This window comes from Corallococcus sp. CA054B (genome assembly GCF_003611625.1).
GTDB classification, from domain to species: domain Bacteria; phylum Myxococcota; class Myxococcia; order Myxococcales; family Myxococcaceae; genus Corallococcus; species Corallococcus coralloides.
Window position 1 is genome coordinate 61,254 of sequence record NZ_RAVY01000002.1, and the last position, 26,283, is coordinate 87,536.

The following is a 26,283-nucleotide window of genomic DNA, read 5'->3' on the forward strand; positions in this document are numbered from 1 at the left end:
CCCCGGAAAAGCGGCGTGATGCTACTGCGTGTGATGGCGTGCCGACAGTCCCCAGGGCGTCCGCTCCAGCCGCGTCCGGGCCCCAGACTGCTCAAGCGGGCGGGGGACACGCTGTTCGTTGATTACGCAGGGCAGGTCCAAGAGCAAGTCATGGCTGGAGGGGAACCGCCATGGGGACGCGTGATCAACGGGAGGAGACGGCTGGCCTGGGCATCGAAGAGCTCATGGCATTGGAAATGGAAGCCATGAAGCTGCGGTCCGACGGAAGCGCCGCGCGGAAGCCGACCGTGCGTCCGGCCGTGCCCCCGGCGCCAACGTGGATCAAGCATCCCCGGGAAGACCTCTTCGGGCTCGCGCTCTCCGGAGGTGGCATCCGCAGCGCCACCTTCAACCTGGGACTGCTACAGGCGCTGGCAAGGCTGAAGCTGCTCGACGTCTTCCATTACCTCTCGACCGTGTCGGGCGGTGGGTATGTCGGGAGCTTCTGGACGGCGTGGCGCGCGAGGGCCGGCCTTCGCGCCGACCCGTGCGCGGATCTCCGTCCGCGGAAGAAGGCCCCTTGCTTCCCGGACACGCCGTCCACGCTGGGCCTGGCGGAGCCGGATCCCGTCCACCACCTGCGCCAGTTCAGCAACTTCCTGCGCCCCCGGCCCGGGCTGCTCAACCCGGACTCGGGGAGGATGGTCTCGTCGGTGGTGAATGCCACCATCCCCTCGCTCCTGGCGGCGCTCGCGCTCCTGACGCTGGGCGTCCTGTTCTGGGAGTTGCTCGCACATTGGAGCATCGCCGGCGAGAGGGGCCTTCTGCTCCTGGCCCTGCTGACGTCCGTGAAGTTGGTGGCGGGCGAAGTGGCCTGGCGAAAGATGGAGGTGCGTGGCGACCGCGGCTCACGAACGCGCGGAGATCACGACTCGCGCTCGTTGAAGGAGGTCAACGACTTGCGCTCATTGGAGGGCTCCAGGGCCTATGTCCTGGCGGCCCTCTGCGCCGTGGGCATCACGCTCGGACTCGGATGGTACTTCGCGCGCGGCAACGCCGAAGCCCAGACGGCCATGTCCGGCCTGTTGAGCTGGCGGCGCCTGCAGACCTGGCTCCCACCTTCCGGCCCCATGCTCCAGGCCCTGTTCAGCCCCGCGGCGGTATGGGTGGCCACCGCGGGCGCGCTCGTCGTGGGGCGCTTCCTCTTCTCGCGCCTGGGGCGGAGCGCCTTGCAACCCGCTTGGACATACGCGGTCGGCCGGGCCATCAGCCGGCTGTTCCTGCTCGCGGCGCTGTGGGTGGGCATGGCGTTGTGCTGGCTGGGCGGTGCCTGGATTGGCGAGGGCTGGTTCCATGTGCAGGTCCAGTCCCTGTTCGCCTTGGGGGTGCCCACGCTCGCCGCTGCCCTCATGGCGGTGCTCACGCGCTTGCAGCAGCGCTTCACCCGCCAGCCCAGCCGACCCAGCGTGCCCGGCAAGCGGGAGCGCGTAAGGCCGGTGGCGATCCCACTGCTCTCCTCGGTCGTCGTGGTGCTGTTCCTCATTGGCGTCGTGGCCCTGGTCACCCATGCACGGACGCAAGGGCAACTCCTGCCGCTGTTCCTGCTGGCCGCCGGAATCACCGCCGCGACGCTCTTCTGCTTCGACACCACCCGGGTGGGGCTGCACCACTTCTACCGGTCGCGGCTCGCGCGCGCCTACCTGGGCGCGTCCCTTCCGGAGTCGGGAGGCGCAGAGCCCGCGAGCGAGCGCCGGGCCGATGACCTCCCGCTGACGGCGCTATCCCATGCGGATCCGGCCCGGCCCCTGCATCTCATCTGCTGAGCGGCCAATGACCTGCGGCCGGAGGACCCGATGCGCAACCTGGGGCGAGGCGCCCAGAGCGCCGTTCTCTCGGCCGTGGGCATGAGCGTGGCGCATGAAGCGGCGGCCTGGACGTGCGAGGGCACGAGCCGGCGGGAGGGTGGGGCGCCGTCGCTTGGCGCGGCCATGACCGCGTCGGGCGCGGCCTTCAACTCGAACATGGGCGGCTATTCCAAGCGGCTCGGGTCGGCCTTCACCTTCCTCATGGCCGCCTTCAACTTCCGCCTGGGGCTGTGGTGGCCCCACCCCACACGGGGCCGGGGGCGTCGCGCCGAGTGGGCCGTCGGGCTGCCCTTCTACAAGGAGATGTTCGGGATGTCGCGAGCCCAGGATCGCGACGTGCACCTCTCGGACGGAGGACACTTCGAGAACCTGGCGCTCTACGAGTTGGTGCGCCGGCACTGCCGCTACATCCTCGTCTCCGACTGCGGGAGGGATCCGGACCTGGCGTTCGACGACTTCGGCAACGCCGTGCGGCGGGTGCGCGAGGACTTCGGGGTGGACATCCGCATCGACCTGTCGCCGCTGCGCCCCGGCCCGGACGGGTGGGCGCGGCAACCGATGGTGGCCGGAGACATCCACTACCCGACGGGGGACACCGGGGTGCTGCTGATGATCCGGCCCACGCTGATGGGCAACGAGCCGGCGGACGTCGCGCAGTACAAGGCGCGCAACGCGGCCTTTCCTCATGAGTCGACCGGGGACCAGTTCTACGACGAGGCGCAGTGGGAGTCGTACCGGCGGCTGGGCGAGCACGAGGCCGAGTTGGCGTTCCAGCCCATCCTGCGGCAGCTCCATGTGAAGGCCGAGAACCCGGAGCAGGGCGCCAGTCTCTTCGCCCAGGCCCGCCGGGAGTGGCTCCCGGTTCCCGCCGGATACTCGGAGCGCTTCGCGCACTACGCGTCGCGCGCGGCGGAGATCGACACGTTGCTGCATGCGTCGGGGGCGCATCGGCTCCTGCGAGAGGTGTTCGAGGAGGAGCCATACATCGAGGACTCGGTGCCCTTCGCGCGCTCGCGGCAGGGCGGCCCGGTGAGACCCGCGCTCTCGCCCCGAACGCGCGACATCAGCCGGTCGCTCCAGGCCTGCCGGCAGGCCCTGCTCTTCATGGAGGAGGTGTTCCTCTGTGAGAAGCTCAACGAGACATACAATCATCCGGCCTACCTCGGGCTGATGAACTACTTCGCGCGCTGGACGCACGCGCCGCTCTTCCGGCTGTGGTGGCCGCTCCTGAAGACGCTGTATCCCCAGCGATTCACCCGCTTCCTCGAAACGCAGTTCGACCTGAAGTCCGGCCGGGGCGAGGGCCAGGTGAAGGAGGTGGAGGCGAACCAGCGCTCGGGGCTGGCGATGTCCGGGTGGATTCAGAAGAAGGGCTCTCCGCGCATGACGGACGGCGCGATGCTGCTCTCCTACCTGCACCCGGTCCGTTACGAGGGCCATCCGTCGCACGACATCCAGCTCGCCCTCGTCCGCGCGTGGCGCCATGGGGATGGCGCGGATGGGGTCCTGGCCTGGGACGAAGGGGACTTCTTCGTCCCGCCCGGCTTCTGGGGCAATGGGATTGGAGAGGCCTTCCTGAACGGCCTGAACCAGTGGGCCCTGGACCCGAGCGAAGGGGTGTCCCGGCTGGCGGTCCACATCCAGGAAGAGCGGCCGGCCTCCGCCGAAGAGAAGAAGCGGGAGGCGGATGCGGCCGTGCTCTATCGCTCCATGGGCTTCAGGGCGCCGGACGAGGCCGAGCAGGAGCAGCTCCGCGAATGGTGGGACTCCTCGCGGTCCGCGTCCCACGACCGTGGAGACGGGGACTGCGCCTGCCTCTGGCTGGTGCGGGACGTGAAGCCCGCCGGCTTCACGGGCTGGGGCCGAACGCTTCACGCGCAGGCGTTGCACGCCGAAGTGTCGAGCCACGCCTCCTGAGGGCGCTCCGGCACCAGGGAGTGGGCGAGGGCTGAGACTTCCGAGAGCACAGCAATTCCTTGTTAAGGGCATGTTGCGGAGAGCACCCGGTTGGCGCGAGCATGCGGTCCGCTGCTCGCCCCCTGGCGGGCGGCCCGCACCCTCAAGGAGTGTTCAGCACATGCGAATCCCCCGGACTTCCGGCCGTAGGACGCTGCTCGGAACGCTGCTGTGTACCCTTTCCCTCGTGGCCTGCGGTCCGGCGCCCGAGGCCGAGCCGACTGACAACGCTCCCCTGGGCACCGAGCAGCAGCCCGTTGTCTATGGGACCGACAACCGCACGGACGTGTACGCGCACACGAACGCCACGCTGCGCGCCCGCGCTCAGCAGTCCACCGTCGCGCTGATGAACCCTTCGGACTTCAACGCGACCAACCCCAACGACGTCACCTTCAATGCGTCCACGCTGCGCTCCGCGTACAACCTCTGCACCTCCCAGCGCTTCCTGGACGACCTGACCCCTGCCTTCTGCTCCGGCACGCTCATCGACGATGACCTGGTGCTCACGGCGGGCCACTGCATCACCAGCGCGTCGGCCTGCGCCAGCACGCGCTTCGTCTTCAACTTCTACCGCACCGCCGCCGGCTCCATGCAGACGGTGACGACCGCGGACATCTTCTCCTGCCAGGCGATTGTCGCGCGCCAGCAGGGCACGGTGGGCGGTCGCAACCTGGACTTCGCCGTCATCCGGCTGGACCGTCCGGCCACCCCGCGCTTCACGCCCGCCCCCATTCGCGCGGGCAACGCCGCGCTGCCCGTGGGCACCAACGTGACGGTCATCGGCTCGGGCAGCGGCATTCCCTTCAAGATCGACTCGGGCGGCTCGGTGCGTGACGCGCGCGCGGGCACGCTGGACTACTTCGTGGGCACCACGGACACGTTCGGCGGCAACTCGGGCTCGGGCGTGTACGAGAACAACGGCTACACGGTGGCCGGCATCCTGGTGCGCGGCGAGACCGACTACAAAGCCAACGGGAGCTGCAACGTCGTCAACACCTGCACGGAGACGGGCTGCCGCGGCGAGGACATCACCTACGTCCGGCCGGCCATCGACGAGTACTGCGGCGTGGCGACCAGCACTCGCCTGTGCGCGGGCTACCCGCCGCCCGCGACGCCGGTGACGTTCACCTTCACCGCCTCCAACACCAACAGCGCCAACCAGAACACCGTCAACCACAACGTCACCCTGGCCGCCGGGCAGACCCTCAAGTTCGGCACCTGCACGGTACCGGGCGCCTCCGGCACGGGTGACACGTACCTGCGCCTGTACAACGGAACCACCCAGGTGGCCTCGAACGACGACGCCTGCGGCACGCTGTCCTACGCGAGCTTCAAGGCCACGACGGCGGGCACCTATCAGATCCGCGTCGGCTGCTACTCCAGCGGGAGCTGCAGCGGCACGGTGGCGTACACCATCCAGTAGTCCCTGAAGGACCGAAGCGGGCGGTGGCGCTCCGTCACCGCCCGCGCCGGGCTCGTTCACTTTCACAGTGAACATCCGCGCCGGCCTCCCTCACATGCCCTGCTGCCGCGCGCCGTCGCGGACCGATTAGAGCCTGTCGAGGTACTCACGTAGCACCCGCACCACGCCGTCCTCGTTCGCGTGCGTGGGCTCCGAGAACCGCAGCTTTGAATCGACGAAGGCCACCCTGTATTCGTGTTGCTCGGTCCAGGCTACGTCCACGCGCCGCTCCGCCTGTCCCCGTGCGAGCACGAGCGACGCCATCGATACGACCGGATGCACTTCGGCGAACGCTGCGTTCTCCTTGACCAGGTGGGCCAGCTTCCTCATCGCGGCCAGCGTTGGATGGAGCACGCGATAGCGCTCCAGTCGATCGAAAGCCTTGTCGACCTTGTTCCATTCGTCAGCCATCGCCATGGCTTCGATGCCTCCTCAATCAAAATGAAGGCCCTGGAGTTTCCGGTGCAAGCCGGTTACTCCAGGGCCTTCGTCTTGGGGCTGCCAGACTCAGGACCCGCCGTCACGCCGACTTGATGGGCGTGAAGACCGGGGCACTGGGAGCGCCCGCCACACTGCCGAGTGCGGGCGTGCCACCAGGCTGGCAGAACGCGACGATGTCCGGGCCGAGCGCTCCCGTCGCGGCGGGGACATCGCAGGACGTTGGGGTGCCGGTCGCATGGGTGACCCCCGCCGCGATGCTCAGCGCGACGCGCGCGTCCGCCCCCGCGGGCATTTCGAAGATCCAGACGAGGGGCTCGTATTCGGCCCAGTGCTCCAGGAGCCTCGCGCCAGGTTCAGCGCGCTGGACGGCCGAGACCACCTTCGACGGATCGGCGGTGCCATACACCGTCACTGCCCATTGTTCGTGTGCCCCCGCGCCGCCGTCCTCCGAATCGACTGGGAGGGTGGGCGGAGGGCCGGACTCGCGGAACTGGGTGCGCAGCATCTTGAGACTCCTCGCGTCCAGTTCACGGCTCGCCGTGCTCCAGAAGTGCGTGCGGATGGGCTCGGGGGCGCCCACGAGCACCCCCGCCGCCAGATAGCCAGGCGGTGCACCGAAGAGCATCTCGCGATCGCTTGAGGCCGCGACCACTCGGCGGATCACCTCCTCAAGCGGCGTTTCACCCCGGACCGCACGACGAGCCAGCTCCGCGAGTTGATGGATTTCGTAGAGCGTCCGCGGAGGCTGTTCCGTCGCATGCAGCAAATCGGCGGTCTTCGACTTGGCAATCTGCTCGAATTTCCACATTGGCGGGCTCATCGTCCCAGGTGAGGCATGAAGATCCTACGCCATTCCCCCGTGCGCAGCTGTTGGAGCGAGCCGATCAGTTGTTGGATCTGTTCGCGCGTGGCAGCAGTACCGGCGGCCGTGGTTTCGCCCAGCATTCGACGCGCCAGTGCGATCTCGGTCGCATAGGCGGAGCGTTCAAAAGCCCATCGGACGGACGGATTGCCCAAGAGCGCCGCCTGGCCGGGGAATCCGTGAGCGGCATCGTCGAGGAGGTGCTGCAGTTCGTGTTTGAGCGCGGAAAGTGATGCGTCCGGGTCCAGATACATGGTTCCCGCTCGGCCGGGGGTGGAACTGGGCATGTATGCGAGGGCGCCGGGACGCTCTTCGATGACGGCGCCCATCTTCCGCACGGTGCTGGTGTGTTCAGCCCAGGCCTCCGGATGGGATTGGGAGCCCGGGCCAAAGAGCTCTGCCGCCGGATCCGCGCTCGCTCGGAGCGGCTCGGAGGGGCGCGCCGCGCCGAACGCGGACGTGACGCTGCGAGTGGCCTGGAAGGTGTCCAGGAATCCCGTTGCTCGACTGTTGGCGAAGACGCCTCGCGCCGCGCGAATGCCCGCGCTTCCGGCCGCCCTTTCGATCGTTCCGAGGCCACGTCCCGTGGCGCGGGCGACCGCGGCCGTGGCGCGGACGGCGTGTGAGACGCCCGGTGTCCGCGCGACCGCTGACGCAGCCTTGCCGGCCGTGCTCGCGACTCGGGCCGCGGTCGCGGCGCCGGGGACCCGAGACACCGCTCGCGCGGCCGTGCTCGCTGCCTGAACTCCGCGCGCCGTGGACGCGAACGCACCGGCGCCACCGGTGACCACGCCGAGCGCCGCCCCGATCGTCGCCGCGCGACCCAGCTCACGCCCGGTCGGGAGGCGACCCTCGCCCACGCCCGTGCGCGTCACCTCGCTGGCCACACCCCCTGCCGCGCCCGCGACCGCACCCACCACCACCCCGGTGGCGACGGTGGCGGCGGTACCGGTCAAACCGATGCTGGCGACAGCCGCTCCCACCAGCGGAGCGGCGGCCCCGGCGGTGGCGACCGTGACCACCGCGCCCACCACCACCACCGCCGCCACCACCGCGACGGTCCGGGCGCTCGGCCATTCCCACAGGCCGGTTGGATCGCTCAGCTTGATGGGATTGTTCTCGACGTAGGAATAGACGTCGGTGCCGTCGATCAGACCGGCCGGGTCGGGGCTCGTCCACCGGCCGAGCCAGGGCGCGTAGTAGCGCGCCCCGTGGTAGTAGAAGCCCGTCTCGTCATCGCGCTCTTTGCCTGTGTAGCGATAGCGCTTGTCTGGATCGCCCGAGTGGAACGAGCTGCCGCCGAACGGATAGTACTCCTCGTATGAGATGGGGACGCCGTCGAATGTGCTCTCCACCGTCGCCGTCCCGAGGTGATTGGCGAACTGCAACCGGATGCGCGTTGCGCCCGGCGACGGCGCGCTCGTCACGTCGGTCTCGACCAACGCCAGCCGCCTGTGGCCGTCGTAGACGTGGACCGTCTGGCGCTCAAGGGTCACGGTCGTCCCCGTGCGCTCGCGGTAGCGCTCGAAGTTGCCGACGTACACGCGCTCTCGCGACGTGCCGCCTGTTTCGATGACCTTGCGGACGCGCTGGCCCTGGCTGTCGTAGACGTAATACGCCCGTGCTCCACCTCCCAGGTCGACGGACGCCAGCCTGTCGTCATGGTCCCACTTCAGCGACGACAGGTGCGGCATGGCGACCAGGTTTCCGCGCTCGTCGTAGTGGTAGCGCGTTGCGTGTGTGCCCGTCGTGCCGTCTCCAGGCTGGCTGGTCCATTTCAAGCGGTTGCTGTCGGGCGCGTATTCATAGGCCCGTGTCCAGCCGCCTCCGGGTGACAGAGGCACCGAGTGCTTCACCTCATGGATGTTCCCAACCTTGTCGTAGCTGTACTTCTGGACGTAGCGCAGCAGCGTCTGCAGGTCGTTTTGGTGCGGGAGTTGCGCCAGGGGCGCCTCGGGGTAGCCATTCGACCCCAGCGCGTAGCCCACCTGTCCGGGATGCTCTCGGCCCTCCGCGCGCATGAGCCGGTAGAGAGCGTCGTACTCGAATCGCTGGGTGCCGTCGGTCGAGCCTCCGTTGAAGAACACTTGCTGCCGCGCGCTGTCGCGGACCTCGACGATGTTGTGCGCCGGATCCAGTGTGTACCGGAGGTCCTGCAGCGCCGCTCCGTCCGAGGCTCGCGAGGCGAGCACTCGCACCAGCATGGTCGAACGCTCGTCGTACTCGTACGTCGCCGTGACGCCCCCGCCACCATAAGTGACCTGGGTCCGCTGTCCTCGGGCGTTGTAATCGATGTTGTCGACGAACCGGGACGGCGAGGCGCCGCGTACGGCCACGTCGACGCGGTCCAGCAACGCGGCTTCGTTGTACGCGAACGACGCCGCCGTGCCATCTGGTGTGACGACACGCTCGACCCGGCTCATCGCGTCGTAGTCGGTGAGTGTGGTGAGGACATCCGTTTCGAGGAGCGGAGAGGCCGCGGTCAGCGCCGCCCCTGGATCCGTGAGCGCGTCCAGTGGCGCCCAGCGGGGAACCGCATGGTAGCTGACCGCGAGGCGGCGCGACGAGCGGGTGATGCGGCCCTCGAAGTCGTAAATCTCGTGGGTGGTGACCCCGGCACCATCGAAGTGATGGATCAGCCTTCCCCGGAGATTGGGCCCAGGCAGACCCTCTCCATAGAACAGCCGTTCCGCCAGGAACTCCGGCTCGGAGGGGGGCGCCACGTAGACGTGCGTGAGCCGGCGGAGGCGATCATAGCGCTTGCGGTGCGCGTAGCCCCGCCCCTCCCACGAACGGTATGGGCGGTCGATACCGTCGAACAGGTTGATGGTGACGCCGGCATCGCTGCTCTCCACGCGGATGGCGTGCCCCGACATGTCGAAGGTCTGCCGGAGCACTGTGACGCCGCGCGCGTCCACCACCTCGAGGTGGTCGCCCTGGATGTCCAGCTTGATGCGCGTGAGATACTTCCCGTCCGAACCGTTGTCCGCGATGGAGAGGAATGTCCGGCCCAGCGGATCGACCGCGTGAACGGCAGGGGTGTGAGAGTGTGCGGCGGCCAGCTCGGCGGCGCGGCGCTCCGGATCGCCTGGCGGGCGCGCGATCCGATCCGCATACCACGCGCTCTCCAGCACATTGTCGCTGGCGTCGGCGCGCGTTTCGCTCCAGGCGTCGAAGGTGACGGTGGCGAAGGTGCCGTCCGGGAAGTCGGTGCGGACCAGCCGTGACAGCGAATCGTAGTGGTAGAGGGACGTGTGGCCGGTCATGACCAGCGCCGGGTCGTCCTCGTACTCGAAGGTGGTCGAGAAGTACGGCTCGTACTGCTTGACCGGATTGCCCTTGTTGTCGAAGACGGTTCGCCCCGTTCCCACCCAGCGCGGTTCCCCGCCAGGCCCAGGCTCCGCCTGCGCTTTCTTGAGCAGCTCCCGGCCGGAGCCGTCCGAGTAGCTGTAGGACTCGAGCCAGCGCTGGTTGGCGGAGCCGTGCCGTTCGCGCGCGAAGGTGTGGACGAACGCTGGCCGTCCTTCCCGATGCCAGCGAGAGACGTCGTACTCGATGCGCGTCGTCGGGTCCGCGAGGGTGTCGCCTTCTCCCGCACCGTCGCGGCCCATCGACGCGGTGGCCACCACCATGCCCAGCGCGTCGAATGCGACGGCATTGCGGTTGCCATGGGCGTCGGTGAGGCGCCATGGGGCCCGGGTGCGGTAGTCGATCTCGGCCCGGGTGACGCTGTCGAACGCTGGATCGTCCGAGGAGTGTTGCTCCACCGCGTGGAGCCCGTACCGGTCGTAGCGGACGGAGGTGGTGTTGCCGAAGAGGTCCGTGAGCTGGACCGGCTGGTAGAACAGCGCCGGGTCGTAGACCGTCACGCTGGAGCCGGTCCAGAGGTCGCCAGCGATGCTCCGATAGCCGGCCGCGCCGGTGTACTCGCCGGCTGGAACGAGCGCGCCGAAGACGGATGCCTGGAGCGTGGCCGGCAGCGCCAGCGCATGCTGATCATAGGGCAGGGCGCGTGTCCCGGAGGCGTCCGCGCCCAGGGGACCGGACAGGTCATCCCGGTAGTAACGGTGGCGGCGGCGCTCCAAGACGCGCATCTGACCGGCGGTCGGCGTCACGTCGAAGCCCACCTCCACCGCCCCGAGCATCGCCGCGTCGACCCCCTCGAACGAGTGCAACCCGCTCCCCGCCGCCAGCGGGAGCTCGTGGCGCGAGTGCTCGGTCGGAACGCCGTGCCGGAAGTCGGTGGCGGTGCCAAGCGGTGACGCCAGCTCAATGCGCGTACAGGTGGCCAGCAGCCGACGCTGCTCGGGCTCACCCGCGCCGGCACGCGGGTACGCGAGATGCGCCGAGCGCCGCACGTGCCCAAGCAGGTCGACCTCCAGCGTGAACTCGTGCTCCACGCGCGCATCACCCAGCCTCCGCTCGGTGTGGAGGGTGAGTGTCTCGCGCGGATGGACGTCGAACACCCCGTACCGGTTCCCTCCCCTGGATTGGAGGCATCGAACCTGGAAGTTGCTCTGCGTGATGAGGTATGGGCGCGCCTCGTTCGCCGTCCCGTCCAGCCCGTACACCTCCTGGCGCAGGGGCTGGCCACGCATGGCGCGCGCCGCCTCTCGCTGCTCGTCCGGGGGCAGGCCGAGCGGCAAACGGCTGCCAGGGAGCAGCGGTGCACCTGGATCCTCGGCGTACCATTCCTTCGCGAGAGCCCACTCCAAGCGCTCACGCTCCAGCCATGCTCCCGTGTGGTACCAGGTGATGGTCCGGACAGGTGGCAGGTCGAGCGCTCCAACAGGACCGCCGTCGGAGGACAGGTGCTCCGCGTCCCACTGCTCGACGCAGGCGAACCCCCGAAACTCACGCTCGTACCCGTCGAAGTATCCATGGTGATAGGCGAAGCGGGTCACCAGCTTCGTCTTCGCGACCTGGTCGAGTTGCTCGATGCGTTCGACGACCTGGACCGGGAAGGCGAGCCGGGTGAGCCAGGGCCTGTGGGTGGCCTTGTCCGCCAGATAGAACTTCGTCGACGGCGCGTAGGAGATGTGCGTCTCGGACCCGAGGTTGTTGACGACGCGGAGCAGCAGGTGCGGCTTCTGGCCTCCCATCAGGTCGACATAGGCCAACGGGCGAGCCTGGCTCCCTGGCAGCGGCGACGACCAGACGAGACACGCGGTCCCCGTTCCCAGCAGGTCCACCACCGACAGACTGCCGAGTGGGTCCACTGCTGGCAGCGACTCCAGCCGGGTCGGTTCGGAGAGCGTGTTGCCTGCCTGGTTGAAATACAGGCGGACGCCGTCCCGGCCGGCATAGACGAAGTCGCTCGTCCCGGAGCCGTCGATGTCCGCGAAGCGGATGCGCCGGGGGTCGAACTGATCGGGCGCATCAAGCCTGGGGCAGCCGCCGAGCGTGACCTTCCGCCCGAACCGGCCGTGACCGAGGTTCGGCCAATAGCAGACCTCGCTGTTCCGGACGCGGACGAGGTCCACCATTCCATCCCCGCTCATGTCCGCGAGATGGATGCTCTCCGTCCCGTCCGCGAAGACGACGGTCGGACCCCGCCGTTCTGCCGTGGCCTTTCGGATGCGCGCCTCGGGCTCGAAGCCGTCCTTCGCCAGGGAGCGGTACCAGACGAACGCATCCTGCTCGGTGATGAGGACATCCGCGTGTCCATCGCCATCCAGGTCGATGAAGCGCAGGTTCGGATCGTTCCAGTCGATACGGGGCAGAGCGCGCAGCGCCATGAACGGCGCCCAGCCATCCTCGGGGGTCCGCGAGAAATAGCCAGGCAGCGGCAGCGTGTACTGGACCAGCTCCAGCCGGCCGTCTCCATCCAGGTCGGTAAGCTGCTGCGTACCGGTGGCCAGCTCCGCGGGTGACGGCAGCGAGCGCAACAGCCTGGGCGGGGCGAGCCGGCCGTCTCCCAGGTTCGCCTTGTACAGCCAGGCCTTTGGGGTAGGGATCAGCGCGCCCGGAAGTCCTTCGCCATCCAGGTCCACCCACTGGGCGCCCGCGCCCGGGATGCCTCCGGGGAGGCCCTCCAGGCTGGCGGGGTCCACCGTCCGGAGTTCCTCATGAACGGCCGGCCTGGCGTAACCCAGTTCGAGCGGCGGCAGGGTTGCCCGTTCGTATTGCGCCCCATCCGCGGACAGGCGGTAGCCCGCCTGGGTCGCGCGCTCCAGATAGGTGACAGAGGGGCCTTCCCCATAGTCGAAGTCGGTGGAGCGCACGAGGCAGGGCGTGGTCCCCAGCTCCTCGAAGCGGTGGAACACGAGGACGCGACGGCACAGCCGATACGTCCTCACCTCGAACGTGGCACGGAAGCTGGAGAAGGCGTCTTGTCGGGCCGGCCACGGTCTCGCCTCGGCGGGGGTCGGCGACGCGGCGTCATGCTCGCCGTAGTCGAGGACGACCTCGAAGAGCCAGTCCTCATCGCGGGTGGGCGCGGGAGCATTCCGGTCCATCACCGGGGCGCGGTTTCCGTACTGGATGCGCTTCAGGTAGCGCTGGGCCGTGGCGAGGAACCGGCGCGACCCGTCCGCCGAGATCTCGAAGCGGCTCGCTTCGCTGAGCAGGCCCGTGTCGACTCCGGAAGCATCCTCCGCCTTGTAGAGATACCGGGCGATGTTGCCGCGGTCGTCCCGCGTCTCCTCCAGCAGCCAGGCGAAGACCCGCGCCGGGTGCTCCGGATCCGCCACGCGGGCGTTCGGGCTCCTGCCGTAGATGTTGAGGACGTTGTCGTGCGTCGTCACGCGCCAGTGCGCGTCGCCCGTGTGCCTGTGGGTCCACCGCTCGATGCGCGCGTACAAGCCCTCGCTCCGGGGCCGGTAGCGCCGCACTGTGTGCTCGCCGGATTCGAGGGTGTCGGGGGCCGTGCCTCCGCCGGACGTGAAGGCGGGGACCAACTCCTCCGCGCCCGAGAGCAGGAAGTCATCAGAGACTTCTCCGTCGAAGTAGCGTGGGAGCCCCTTGTCCGTCTTCCGGACGATCGACGGTGCCGAGAGCTGCCAACCCAGCCCGAAGGGCCCGTTGCCAGCGCCTGAGTCGTAGCGAAGGGAGAGGGCCAGCTCGAAGCCGGCCCGGCCCGCGGAGGTGGCGAGCGGGATGCTCAGCGAGCCGGTGCCCGTGACCGGGTTGGTGGAGAACTTCTCGCCGATGCCGCGGACCGCGCCACCGCCTTTGGGGAGGGTAAGCGCGGGCAGGAGGGAGGCGGCCGTCGACTCGCCGGACGCTTCGGGAACACCTGGGCCGGGCGTGGGGCGCTGACTGGCCGACGGTTTCCCATGCACCGCTTCGGTAGGCTTTTCGTCGTTTGTCATCGCACAGTCCGAACGACGGCTATGGGTTCAAGAACGGGAGAACACGGCCATCTGTGTGGGGGGACCGAGCTTTGAATCGTCGGGGCCGATTCCCGCCCATTGGGCCTCGTAGTTGGCGCGGTGCGCGACGTCGCCCATCCACGCGTGGAACTCGGCGCGCGTCCATTCGAACCGGTGATCCGGGTGGCGGAAGTACCGGCCGGGCCCGGAGTGCCACTTCACGTTGTATTCGGCGTTGGGCGTGGTGATGACGAGCGTGGCCGGCCGCACGTAGTTGAAGAGCACGTGCTCGAACGCGGCGCGCTGCGGCGGATCCATGTGCTCGATCACCTCCACGGCCGCCGCGGCGTCATGGCCGAGCAGTCGCGGATCCCGGTGCGTCACGATGCCGAGGAAAACCTGCACGCGTCCTTGCTGCTCCAAAGTGAGGTGCTGTGACAGCCGGCGGCGTGCCGCGACCAGTGACTCATCCGACAGGTCGACGCCCGTGAGCTGTTCGTAGCGCGACTCCCGTGCGAGGAGTGACAGCAGGGCACCGCTGCCGCAGCCGAGATCCAGCACCCACCGCGCGCCCGACTCCCGGAGCACCCGGCTCACCGCGTCCAGTCGCTGCTGCTGCAGGCCGGCCCGGGGATCGGCCGGGAGAGAAACGGGATCCCGTCGCGAGGCCCCAGCCAGGCGGGGCGGTCCTCCTTCCGCCGCGGAACCGCGCGCCATCAACTGGCGCGAGGCCATGAACCCGGCGCGGACATGGGGGTCGAGGAACTGGCTGTCGACGACGTCGGAGTGGAAGCCGGCCAGGCGCTCGACGTCCCGAGCCGCCTCATGAAGCCGGGCTGAGGGAAGCCCTTCCACGGCGAGATCCAGGTCGGACCGGCGATCTTGCTGCTCCCCACGACCGAGCGACCCGAAGACCCACACGCGCGAAGCCCCTCTCTGATACAGCAGCGCAGCGGCCCTCCGGGCGATCTCCATCCGCTGCTCATCGAATGCGGAATGCGTCATCGGGTCACTCCCGCGGGACACAGGTAGACGTTGAGGAGGGGTGGGGTGCAGGGCGCCACGCGCACGCTGACGACGGCGATCTCCCCAGGCGAGGACGCACCTTCGGGACGGACGGCCTCCATCCAGCGACGGAAGGCACGCCATGCGTCGGGACGTCCGGCGAGGACCTGCTCGACCGCTGCGTGACGCGTGGCGGGAGAAGGGGCCAGTGCGCCGGGCAACAGCTCCAGCTTGAGCTCCCACCCGGCGGGCTTCCGGCGCACACCGACGATGGCGGAGTCCGGTGGCAGCACCAGCCTTCCCTCCGTCAGCAGGGTCACGGTCTGGAGGAAGGCGGGCAGCGACCCGGTGATGCCCGCTTCCGCCGCAAGTCCTTCCAGGCCACGCAGGCGCAATCCCTGGCGGCACAGCAGATAGAGGCGCTCGACGACGCCCCCCCTCCCCAGGGTGGTCGAGTGCAGGTGCGGCTCGACTCCTGGTAGCAGCGCGGAGACCCTGATCGCTTCCTCTCGCACGCGTGAGGGAAGTGACTCGAAGGGACCCGTCTCGCGATACAGCTTGAGTTCCGCGAGCCCGGTGGCATCGAGCGCGGCACCGAAGAACGCGCCAAAGCGAGCGGCCTCTCCCGGGACATGGCCTCGCCACTGCTCGGACGCGGCGTCGAACGCCATGGCCAGCGCATGCGGAAAGGCTCGCTGGGCCTGGGCTCGCAGTGCCTGTTTCACGTGGGCAAGCCGCTCGCGTGGCGCGAGCAGGGGGCCGAAGGGCTCTACGTCGAGCCGGAGTTGATGCGGCGCGCTCTCCGAGAACGACACCTCCAGGGGCAGCGCGCCCGGCACGAGCGCGTTCCCGCCGTAGCGGGGGTCTCCCGCCGGCAGCGCGAACGTCCGCTCGAACAGTTCGCCCAGGTACGCCGAGGGCGCCCGCGCGCCGAGTCGATGGGCCGCCCCGTCCGTCCAGGCCTGGAGCGCGGGCCACGCGGCTCCCTCAGGGGCTAGAACGTGTAGTGGCATAGCAGCCCGAAATCGCGAACCAGCTCCGGGTTGATGCGCTTCACGGTGCCTCCCGGCGTCACCACGTCCATGAGCAGGGGCTCTGGGACGGTGGTGGCGTCCAGCGTCCACGCCTGCGGGGCGCCGTCCGGGATGAGCACCCCCGTGCCGAAGCTGATGGAGTCGAAAGGCACGCTCCCCATGCGGGCCTTGCCGCGTCCGGGCTCCACCTGCTGCGGAGGCGCGGAGCCGGGCGGCTTCAGCGCGAGGATCAGGTGATTGACGTCGTCATACGTGGACCCTGGCTTCAGGCTCAGGAAGAGCTTCAGTCCGTCGATCTTGAGCGCCCGATCCTGCAACGCGCTGGGGAAGAGGTCTCGCGAGAGCGGGAGCGACAAACGTTGGGCCGCGGTCTGTCTGTCCGGCGGATACAGGAACGCGTGCCACTCATCGGGGAACTCATGGCGCGCGCTGAAGAGCCGGTAGAGCCCCTTGCGGCCTTCCTCGAGCTCCATCTGCCGGAGTGCGTTGTCCAGTTGGGCCAGGGCCACCTGCTTGAGCGGCTCGCCGCCGTCGCGGGCCGTGTAGCGCACGTGCAGGACCACGTCCGTCATGGTGCGGTAGTCGAACTGCCGGAACTGGGTGGGCAGCTCCAGTCGCCACGAGCTGATGGCCCCGGCGCCTTCGAACGGCAGGTAGCGCTCATCGCGGTGATTCAGCTCGAAGAGACCGCTGTCCTCCCGGCCGGAGCTGGTGACGACCGACTGGATGCCTCCGCTGTTGTAGACGAACCGCGTGTCGTCGGGGCCTGACCACGCGTGGGCCGGAGTGGTGCGCGTCTCCTTGCGGATCCGGTTTCCCAGCAGCGTGAGCTTGCAGGAGATGCTGGCGTAGGGGCCGACCACTGCGGGGATGGTGAGGCTCACCGACTTGATCCGGCGCATGTAGTGCCCGGGATGATCGACGTCGAAGATTGCCTCGGGGAGCTGGACGAAGCAGCTGCCCGTCTCCTGGAGCGAGACGAGCGCCTCCGGGTGGAGCGCCGCGAGCGAAATGTGCTTGGTGATCTCGTATTCGCGCCGATTCTGGTCGAGATAGGCGTTCTCCATCCGCTTCAGGTCCTGGAAGAGGCGCTCGCCCGCCAGCAATCCCTTCCGCAGGCTGTCCCAGTAGCCGAATTTGATGAAGCTCGACTCCTGGAGCCCCAGCTCGAAGCGGAAGGCCCGCTCGGTGCGCTTCGCCACCTCGTAGGCGAGCTGGTACGCCTGGAAGTAGATCGAGGACACCTGCCCCACGGTCCAGTCGAACAGCTCGTGGTTCGTGTACTTCGTGCGCATGAAGTCCACGATGCTCCGTGACTGCTCCATCTGCTTGCGGTGGCTGTCCAGCTCCGACTGCGTGACCTGCTCGCGCAGGAGCGCCGAGGCGATCTGCTGATCGATATGCAGGATCTCCTTCGCCGCGAGGTTGCTCTGCAGGGACCAGTCGCTCTCGCGCATCATGAACTGGGCCAGCCGGGCCGCGCGGCTGCCGCCGTAGGCGGAAGCCGAGGAGTCGCTGCGGTGACGGTTCGCGACAGCCCCCATGGCCGCGACCAGGTTCGAGCCTCCGAACGAGACGCCCGGACCCACGCCCCAGGGCTTCACGTCGAGGGCAAGGTTTGGAATCGCCGCGAGGATGCTGCCCACGAACTCCCAGTCCGCCGCGGTGCCCTGCTGATCGTGGGACACCTTGAGCTGATCCAGCTCTTGCTTCTCGTGCAGGGTGAGCTTGGTGCCTTCCAGGCTGATGGTGGCCAGGTCGGGCGGCGCCTGCTCCGGGATGGCCGCTCCCTCGGCGGGTGCCACGGGGCTCGTGACGCCCAGCATCCGCTGGTAGTACTTCCAGCGCTCGACGGCGGTCTCTCGCGAGGCGCGCAGCGCGACAACTGCCTGCGTAGCCTCTGCGTGCTGCTGTTGCCGGGTCGACTCCACCAGCGCCAGGAGCGCTGCCTCCTGGGTCGCACGTTGGAGCGCCAGCTCTTCCGCGTCCCGCTTCTCCAGTGCCGTCAGTAGCGCCGAGCCCAGCGACTTGAGCTCCACCGCGAGCTCGGTGGCCTTCTGGCTGAGCAAGGTGAAGCGGTAGTGCGGCATGGCCGTGTCCAGGTCGCTCAGCGCGCTCGACAGGTCGACGCCAGCGGCGGCGGCCCGCACCAGCAGCCCGGGATCGATGCGAGGCTCGAAGAGCGGCAGTTCCCGGACCACGCCTTCGATGTTCATGCAGTGCCGGATCTTGAAGAGCCGGTCGGAGACGGTGTCCCAGTAGCCGAGCAGCTTGTCGTTCGGAGGCACGCAGAAATACAGCAGCTTGGGCAGCGGAGGCGGCGTCCCCGCCGGGACGACGACGGTGTCGGGGCGTGGCGCCGGGACGATCTGCTCCAGCTCCACCAGCTTGTTGGAGAGGCTCGTGAGCGCCGGGTCCAGCGAGTTGTACGTCTGCACCTGGGGCAGCGCGCGCGGCGGGATGCTCGTCGGCCTGCGCCCGAGGATTTCCGCGGCGAGCACGTAGAGCTGGGTGGCCTCGTTGATCGACTCGATGGTGTCCTGTCTGAAGAGCTGATCACCCCAGGCGATGAGGTTGTCCAGATACTTCATCACCACCGACTTCTGGTACGCGGCCTGCCGGAGCCGTGCGATCGCATGCGGGTCGAACGGGTGGCTGCGCCACTCGGAGACCTGTTGATCGAGCTCGGGATCCGAAAGCCCCTTGGCCAGCAGCGTGAGCAGGTTGTCGATGCGCTGCTTCGCGTAGTCCGCCTGGGTCTGCTCGTAGAAGGGCTTGGGACGCCAGTACTTCTGGGGGACCACGGTGTCGGCCGTGTTGGTCGGATCGAAAATGAAGTGGAACCAGCGTTGTGCTTCTTCGAACCGCTGGTTCTGCGACAACCGCGAGGCGATGAGCAGCGGCGCGTGGAAGAACAGCTCCCAGTTGTATTGGGAGTACGCACCGAGCCGCGTGAAGTCGACGTCCTCGACCGGGTACTGGTCCTCCGTGACGGGATCTCCCCGGCTGACCAGCACGGTTGGCGAGTAGCGTGCCTTGAAGGTCTTCGCGGACTGGAGCTGGAGCTTGCGCCGCAGCAGTCCGTCCATGCCCCGCCAGTTGAGCTGCGAGATGAAGTTGCAGACGTACGGGTGATAGAAGGTCCAGAACCTGTAGCGGACCTCCACGGGCGCCAGCGGAGCCACGAGCGTCTTCTCGAACAGGCGCGAGTCCTTGATGTAGTTGGCGAGCGTGAAGCGCTTGCGGTCGCCCCGGTCGAGCACCAGGGTGACCTCCTGTCGGCGAAGGGACGTCTTCACCGGGGGCGCCGGGGTGGCCTGGGCCTCGCGAGCCTCCAGGGACTTGCCGGTCTGGATCCGCCGGGCGCCGGTGCGTGGACCCACACCCGCGGCCAGGAGCTTGCGCTGCTCCGCGCGGGCGCGCGCCTTCTCGACGAGCTTCAGCCGCCGGACGGGGACGGGGTCGATCCGCTGCCTGACATCCAGCGGGCGCGCGAGGCGCCGGGGCTCGTAGTAGAGCGCGCGCACGGTGTCGATGGCCGTGGGGGCCACCCGGGACGCGTCCGCCGCCCACGCGGTCGAATTGACCTGCTGGGGCGTGACGAAGAACGTCTTGACGTCATCCTGGAAGAAGAAGGATCCGTGGCCATTGATCGAGTTGTCATCGTAGGCGTACGCGAGGCTGTAGAGGCCGAGCATCCTGCTCAGCGCGGCTTCCTCGTTCTTCCCGTCCGGGGTGCGCGGCAGGTAGAGCGGTGAGCTGTTCGCCGAGGAGAACTGCATGCCGTCGACCTTCGTTCCCCGGGGAGGGAATACGCCGTAGACCTCCTTGGAGAAGATATCAATGCGTCCATTGCAGCCGGTGAAGCGGAAGCCCTTGATGACGGCGTAGTGGATCGTCGTCGTCCCGGTGGGCCCTCCGTAATAGGTGGGGGAGGTGGGAATCGTCCTCGTCAGCTCGGGATTCTCGTACTCGTACCAGATGCGCAGCGCGGCGCCGTCGAGCTCGGCGCGGAAGGTGTGCTTGCTCCTTCCGCCATCCGTCAGCCGTGCGTCCGGGACGATGTTGGAGCGGATCTTCTCCGCGGTGAGCTTCTTCGCCGTCCAGCGATCATGTCTGCGTTCGGTCCAGGCAAGCTGGATCTCGAAGTACTTCGTCGGCGCCGAGGGATGGGTGGTGTTGGTGTCGGGGGACTCGGTGAGCTCCGAGATGATCGGCCAGAACAGATGGATGCGGGAGTTCCAGACCACGGGGATGACCTGCGCTCCGCCGATGTCGCCCTCGATGCGCTCCCAGTGGGTCCATCGTCCGGCGCCAATGCGCTTCCGGTAGAAGTAGGCGGGGGTGCCGCCCCGTGTGCGCCCGAAGACGTGCAGGATCTCCGGCTGGAGCCCCTCCAGCGCGGGCTCTGGATACAGGCCCACGATCTCCAGCCGTGCGACCTCGTCGAGCTTCTCCAGGTAGCCGAGGAACGCGTCATCCGCGGTCTCTGAATTGATGTCCCCCTGGAGGAGCGAGCTCTCCAGTTGCTCGAAGAGCGGCGTCTTGTCGTCCCGAAGCTCGGGCTCCAGCCAGTTCTCTGGATAGAGGAAGACCCTCCGGTTGGCCTCCCACACGCGGTAGCTCTTCATCCACTGCCACTGGAGCCAGCCTGCGTCGGAGAGCTGATCCGCGACGACACCCCGGCCCGTCTCCAGCCCCATCAGGCAGCGCTGCACGAAGAGCTGTACGGAGCTGTTGGCCTGCTTGATTCGCGATGTGAGGAAGCAGGGCGACATCTCCACGTCGATGAGGAAGTGGGTGTAGAGGCTGTTGGCGCTGTCCCACGTATGTCCCAGCGCGGCGTTGGGGCGGGGGACCAGGTAGGCCACCAGCGCGGAGCGCTGGCGCTCGCGCAGGACGTCCCGCAGCTTCCGGGCCACCTCCGGCCATTCCGTCTCCGAGTACCGTGCCTTCACCACGTTGAGGACGGCGCGCGCGTTGTCGGGCGTGAGCTCGGGCATGCTCCATTCCCGGCTGCGGTCGGCGGGGACCTCCAGTTGCTGAAGGATCTTCATGAAGTCCTCCAGCCGCGACAGGCCGACCTCGTCCTTGTAGTCGTTGGGGAACGACGGGGCGACCAAGGGGGAGGCGACGAGCAGCTCGCTCCTGGGCCAGCCGGTCCGTGTGCTTACCTCCTGGAGGAACTCGTCCAGCGTGGGGGCGGGCGTGGTCCGCCGCGCGAGGGTGAAGAGAGCGGACAACGCGGCTTCGCCTCGCGGGAGCCGGTCGCGGAGCTGGCACAGCGCGATGAGCCGGAGCCAGCTCGCGAAGAGCACCGGCGTGGGCGTGGTGACGAGCGTGATGGGCAGTGCGTCAGGCTGGAGCCAGCCCGCCGTGACCTGCGCGTCATGGGCCCACGCCACCGGCCGTCGCACGACCGTGGGGCCGAAGTCGGAGAACCACGTGAGCTGCGAGGTCGTCATCTTCAGTCGGGTGACGAGCAGCGCCGCCTTTTGCAACCGGGTGAAGGTCTTGAAGAGGTTGGGAAAGGATGCGGGCTTCAGCGGGACGTTGGGATTGCTTTCCGCGTACGCGGGCGCGAGGAAGTCGGCGATGGCCTTCTGTCCGGCGACGGTCAGCGAGGGGAGTTGCCGGATGAGCAGCTCGGTGGTGGCGCGGGGCTCCAGGGACAGCGCGCCCGACAGCCGCTGGACGACCGCCCCGGTGCTCAGGGTCGTGCGCAGGTAGGTGTGCAGCTTCCCCAGGATGAGGGCGAAGCGCTGCTCGGGCGTCTGCGCCGTGTCGAAGAGCTGCGCGATGTCCGCGTTGGTGACGAAGACGCTGTCCGCCGGGGGCACGTAGCCGTTCGGCGCGGCATGGAGCGCGTCGATGGCGGTCTGGTACGTGGCGTTCGCCGAGAGCCCGCGAAGGAGCGCGCGCTCGGTGTTGGTCATCATGCCGGCGAAGCGAAGCTGGCCGGCTGGGGCGTCATGGTAGATGCGGCTGCCCAGCTCCCGGGGGAACGCCATGCCGGTCGGCAGGTTCGCCAGCGCGGTCGAGAAGGTGGGCAGCGTGAAAGCCTTCATCTTCGCCGCGATCAACGCGCGGGGCTGGTTGAAGAGGAGGCCCACCGCGCTCCGGTAGGCGGCGTCGTTGGACGCGTTCTGGAGGTCCGTTTGCTCGGCCAGGGTGAGGGGCCCCAGGACGCGCAGCTTCGCTCCAGTGACGTCATAGGACGCCCGTCCCTGGAGGGACGCCGGGAAGGTGAGGCCCGCCGGCAGCGTCGCCAGGGGCACTTCGTGGAGCACCTGGCCGTTGAGGGTGTTGATCACCTCGTCGATGGTCTCCGCGGGCCACTGGAGCTGGGCCAGCCTGCCTCGCGTGAGGACGCCCGTCGGGTCCGCGCGGAGCGAGGTCTCGTCCTGGATCTTGAGGAGGTCTTCCCGGAGGGTGCCCAGCGTCGCGGCACTCTCCTCGTCCGCAGGGGCCAGTCCAGAGGCCTGGGTGAATCGGTGTCGCAGCAGGTAGTCGAGCTCCTCGACGCTGAACCCGGACGCGCGCACGTTCGCGACGAGGTCCGCGAACAGGAGCATGTCCACCGTCTGCGCGGGATTGAAGGGATTGATGACCGCCAGTGCCATCAGCGCCAGCATGTCGGGGATCGCCACGCCCAGGCCCTTCGCGAGCTGGGTGTAGCGGTACAGCTTGGAGAGGTTGGAGAGGTTGAGCTTGTCGTCCGTGACGACGTCGGTGGTGAGCGCGAGCAGGTCGGCGGCGCTGAGGCCCAGCGCGGCGAGGATGACAGGGGCCTGATTGGAGAGGCGGGCGCTGGCGGGATCCTCGGTGACGATGGCCAGCTCCGTGCCGAGGAGGCGGAAGGCCGGCTCCGCAGGCTTGCTCAGCGCCGGGTTCAGGAACACGCGCCTGTACAGCGACGCATCTCCCTCGATGTCGAGGGTGGACCAGAACGTCAGCACCGCTTCGACGGGCAGCTCCAGTTGCTGGGTCAGCCGCTGGACGTGCGAGAGCTTGATGAACAGCGCGTCGTCGATGCGGGCGTTCACGTCGGCGATGCCGCCGCTGAAGATGCCGATGGCGCGATCCAGGTCCCGCATGCTCCAGCCGAGCCGGCGCCACAGCCGCACGAAGCGATGCAGGCGGTCGGGCACCTCGGAGGTCAGTCCCTTCAGGACCAGCTTCGCGGTGTCACACGTCGTCAGGTCGGAGGCATCCGCGGACTCGATACTGAGTGTGAGGCCCGCCTGGATGAACTTGAGCTGGAGCAGGCTGATGAGCTCCTCATACTCCAGCGCCGCCCGGTCGAGCACCACCCGCACCTGGGCCAGTGCCTCCAGCCAGCCCAGGGACTTCACGACGGGGGCTGCCGGGGCGGCCGGGTCGAAGACGCTCACTGCGTTGCCCGTCTCCTTCAGCCCCCATGCGTCCCAGGTGTCCACCGCGCTCGCCTGGGTGCCAGCGCTCCCCACCGGACTCATCAGCCACCGGGCGCGGACGCCCGCCACGGGAGCCTGGAGCTGCACGAAGGCGGTACGCGCGGGGTCGCGGGTCCACGCTCCGGCGGTCACGGTGTACAGGCCGTTCTGCGCGGGCTGAGCCTGGGCCGTCAGCAGGACGACGTCGCCCGCCACGAGCGCCACGGTGCCCACCGTCTGCGTTCCCGACAGCGACGCGAGCGGGCTGGTGACGACGAGCCGCACCGGCCGTCCTCGCGAGAGGAGCTGACGTTCGACGGGGAGCAGCCCCTGGGACTCGGACGCGATGTCCAGGTGGGTGAGGGCGGTCAGCGGATCCGGGATGCGGACGGTCCGCATCAGGTCATGGCGCTTCACGCCCAGGTGGGCCAGGTAGTGCCGGGTCTCCTCCCACGCGAGGTCCAGCGGGAGCGTCCAGGGAAACACCGCCGAGCGGAGCTTGTCGTACGCGGCCTCGTTGCGGTGCTGGGGCGTGGCGCGCAGCTCCGCCGACGTCCCACTGCTCTGGTAGGCCACCGGGCCCACCTGGAGCAGCCCCGTGGCCGTGTCCTTGCGGATGGGCCAGAGCTGCGCATGGTCGGTGATGAACCAGCGGGACGCGGCCTGCACCACCACGACGAGGTGGTTGGCGCCAAGCTGCACGCCATTCTGTGAGAAGGCCGCGCGGACCGCCGCCGACAGCGTGCGGCTGTCGAGGTCCGCTTGAAGGGACGCCGCCAGCGTGAACGTGGGGGGCGGCGAGACGGCGTTCTCCAGCAACTCGTTGACGAGGTCGACGTAGGGAAGCGTGAGCTGCGTGTTGTCACACGTCAGCTCGATCTCCCCGAGGTCGGGCCGCCGCTCGAGCAGAATGTCGCGCGCGTTCGTCGCGACCGTCGTGCCTCCAGGAAGCGTGCGGGTCTGCTTGCGCTCCTTCAGGAAGGCGAGCGCCTCGGTGTAGTAGGCGGCGGCGCCGTAGACGGAGCGGCAGTGTTCGCACTGGCACAGGTCCAGCGTGCCGAACAGCGACTCCAGGTTGGGAAGGCCCACGGGCGTCGCAGGGGCCAGCGCCGCCAGCTCCACGCGGTTGAACTCCTGGCCGTGGTTGGCCAGCAGGTGGAGTGCGGAAGCGGAGACCTGGGAGGCCACGTCGTGGGTGTGCCGCGCCAGGGCTTGGGTCCCGAAGGCGCCCTTGAAGCGCGCGGAGAAGTCATTGCGGTCGACCTGGGAGATGGCGAGCGCCGAGTCCAGTCCGGCATCGAGGAGCGACTTCATCCCGTCATAGCGGGGCGTCAGCTTGAACACCCGCTGCATGCCCTGGACGTGCGCCTTCACGCGCTCCGGGTTCTTGACGCTCTTCATCAGCGTGGGCGCTCCGGTGAGAGCCTGGGACACGTCTCCTCCACGCAGGTCGAACCCGGTACCTCGCTCCGTGACATGGGTGAAGAACGCGCGGACGTCCTCGTCCAGGGTCTTGTCCTCCCGAGCGCGCCAGGCCACGGTCTCCGTCGGCAGCGTGTCATCGAGGATGCGGCGGATGGTGTCAGCGTAGACCAGCGTCCTTACGCGCAGGTCGCTCCCCGGGATCGAGGCGGGGATCCGATGCTCTTCGGGCACCTCGAGCCCGCCGATGATCTTCAGCCACTGCTTCTGCCCGAAACGGGCCAGCTCCTGGAAGGACTTGAATGCCCCGTCCGCGTGCAGTCGCAGCAGCTCCCGTACGAGCGGAGGGTGGTTGTTGGTCAGCGCGCCGAGCTGGAGTGTCAGCTGCAACTCCGGCACGCGGGACTTGAGCTTCGAGTTCGCTTCCAGGTCCTTCCAGAACTCCGTCACCGGGCCCTTGTGGTCCAGGTACCTGGAGACGAAGTCCTCCCGTTGCTGCTGCTCGGGAAGCGTGGTGGCAAGGAGATCTCCGAACCCCGGCGTCTCGTCCTTGGGACTCAGGCTGGCGGCATTTTGCACGGCGGCCTGGTGGAGCTGCGCCTGGACCGCGTCCGTCTCGAGCTTGAGCTTGCCTGGGATGAGCCGCCGGGACGCGGCCTGCTGCACCATACGGCGAAGTGTGTCCGGCCCCTGGGCAAGCAGCGCCGAGAGGTTCGTCCCCATGCCCTTGCGCACCAGGCCGTAGAAGAGCTCCGGGGACGCAAGTTTTGTCCTAGCCGCCAGCTTGTGCGCCACCACCAGCGCCGCCACCTTCTTGGGCGGCATTCCCGTGTGTCCCGCCAGGTACGAGAGGTCCTTGCGGTCGGTGTCCTCGGCGAGCTCCGCGAGCGAGGCCCCCTGAAGCAGTGGTTTCAGCTCGGACATGAGCTGCTCGTACTCGGACCACATCGTTTCCGGCCCGCCCCTGACCAGGAGGCGGACCTTCTCCACCGTCTGCGCCTTGAAGATGATCCTCGACTCGGCCACGGGCTCCGCGACCCGGATGGGCTCGCCGGGAGTCAGGGGGGCGTAGGCACGGACGACGAGATCCGCCTGCATCTTGTTCCGGCGGCGGAGTTGATCAATGGAGTACCAGAGCTCGAAGTTTCCGTGCTCGTTGGTCAGGCTCTCCGCGAGCAGCCCCTCGTCGCGAAGGCCCTTGTCGAAGGCGCGCACGGTTGCGCCCGAAATGGCGAGGCCTTGGCGAAATGTGAGATTGCCACGCACCAGGAATTGGAACTCCGGGAGGCCTTCTCCACTTGGAGGCGTCTGGTCCATGGCATTCTCCACGCACTTTCATGCATAGACTTGTGATGTGGCAAAAGCTTGCCGCCAATTGCCTGGCATCTGCAATGCTGTGTTTGGTGGGACTGTGAGGTTGGAATCAAAGTGCAGGCACCATCGGGAGACGCGGCAGGTCAGAGCTGGGGCGCCATGCATCTGACGCGTGAAGTGCTTGAACTTCGCGCGGCGGGGGAACAGCAATCCTT

9 protein-coding genes are annotated in these 26,283 nt (G+C 68.3%); 3 read left to right on the forward strand and 6 right to left on the reverse strand.

Annotation, left to right across the window (positions count from 1 at the left end; all coding sequences use genetic code 11):
• The first annotated feature begins 245 nt into the window (after positions 1-245).
• From D7V80_RS00820 to D7V80_RS00830, 3 genes are all read left to right on the forward strand, one after another.
• Positions 246-1,802, forward strand: coding sequence for a patatin-like phospholipase family protein (locus D7V80_RS00820; protein WP_199738324.1), 1,557 nt, complete (start codon positions 246-248; stop codon positions 1,800-1,802).
• A gap of 30 nt (positions 1,803-1,832) precedes the next feature.
• Entirely contained in the window at positions 1,833-3,761 is a 1,929-nt protein-coding gene (locus tag D7V80_RS00825; protein ID WP_120586350.1) for a hypothetical protein, read from the forward strand.
• 160 nt (positions 3,762-3,921) lie between these two features.
• Positions 3,922-5,223 (forward strand): serine protease, encoded by a 1,302-nt coding sequence (locus D7V80_RS00830; protein ID WP_120586351.1) that lies wholly within the window; start codon positions 3,922-3,924, stop codon positions 5,221-5,223.
• A gap of 126 nt (positions 5,224-5,349) precedes the next feature.
• Here D7V80_RS00830 and D7V80_RS00835 read toward each other — a convergent pair whose 3' ends face one another.
• The 6 genes from D7V80_RS00835 to D7V80_RS00855 all read right to left on the reverse strand — a co-directional run bounded on the left by D7V80_RS00835 (position 5,350) and on the right by D7V80_RS00855 (position 25,969).
• Positions 5,350-5,679: a hypothetical protein gene (locus D7V80_RS00835; RefSeq protein ID WP_120586352.1), complete on the reverse strand. Its 330-nt coding sequence runs from the start codon at positions 5,677-5,679 to the stop codon at positions 5,350-5,352.
• A gap of 103 nt (positions 5,680-5,782) precedes the next feature.
• The gene (locus D7V80_RS00840; protein ID WP_120586353.1) at positions 5,783-6,511 is read right to left on the reverse strand and encodes a hypothetical protein; all 729 of its coding nucleotides are present in this window, start codon (positions 6,509-6,511) and stop codon (positions 5,783-5,785) included.
• Between the two features lie 8 nt (positions 6,512-6,519).
• Positions 6,520-13,878 carry a SpvB/TcaC N-terminal domain-containing protein gene (locus tag D7V80_RS00845; protein ID WP_120586354.1) on the reverse strand — a complete coding sequence of 2,453 codons (7,359 nt, stop codon included), beginning with the start codon at positions 13,876-13,878 and terminating at the stop codon, positions 6,520-6,522.
• Positions 13,879-13,905: 27 nt separating this feature from the next.
• Positions 13,906-14,883, reverse strand: a complete 978-nt coding sequence (locus tag D7V80_RS00850) for a methyltransferase domain-containing protein (protein WP_158616526.1) — start codon at positions 14,881-14,883, stop codon at positions 13,906-13,908.
• Complete coding sequence (locus D7V80_RS41625) at positions 14,880-15,896, reverse strand: hypothetical protein (RefSeq protein ID WP_158616527.1); 1,017 nt, start codon at positions 15,894-15,896, stop codon at positions 14,880-14,882. The genes D7V80_RS00850 and D7V80_RS41625 overlap by 4 nt, the downstream gene beginning before the upstream one ends.
• A complete protein-coding gene (locus D7V80_RS00855) occupies positions 15,878-25,969 on the reverse strand; it encodes a neuraminidase-like domain-containing protein (protein ID WP_147446953.1) in 10,092 nt (3,363 codons plus the stop codon). Before D7V80_RS00855 ends, D7V80_RS41625 begins: the two co-directional genes overlap by 19 nt.
• Positions 25,970-26,283 lie beyond the last annotated feature (314 nt).

Coding starts and splice junctions, on each gene's coding strand:
- D7V80_RS00830 (WP_120586351.1), top strand. CDS start 3,922: ATGCGAATCCCCCGGACTTCCGGCCGTAGGACGCTGCTCGGAACGCTG.
- D7V80_RS41625 (WP_158616527.1), bottom strand. CDS start 15,896: ATGCCACTACACGTTCTAGCCCCTGAGGGAGCCGCGTGGCCCGCGCTC.
- D7V80_RS00840 (WP_120586353.1), bottom strand. CDS start 6,511: ATGTGGAAATTCGAGCAGATTGCCAAGTCGAAGACCGCCGATTTGCTG.
- D7V80_RS00825 (WP_120586350.1), top strand. CDS start 1,833: ATGCGCAACCTGGGGCGAGGCGCCCAGAGCGCCGTTCTCTCGGCCGTG.
- D7V80_RS00850 (WP_158616526.1), bottom strand. CDS start 14,883: ATGACGCATTCCGCATTCGATGAGCAGCGGATGGAGATCGCCCGGAGG.
- D7V80_RS00835 (WP_120586352.1), bottom strand. CDS start 5,679: ATGGCGATGGCTGACGAATGGAACAAGGTCGACAAGGCTTTCGATCGA.
- D7V80_RS00845 (WP_120586354.1), bottom strand. CDS start 13,878: ATGACAAACGACGAAAAGCCTACCGAAGCGGTGCATGGGAAACCGTCG.
- D7V80_RS00820 (WP_199738324.1), top strand. CDS start 246: ATGAAGCTGCGGTCCGACGGAAGCGCCGCGCGGAAGCCGACCGTGCGT.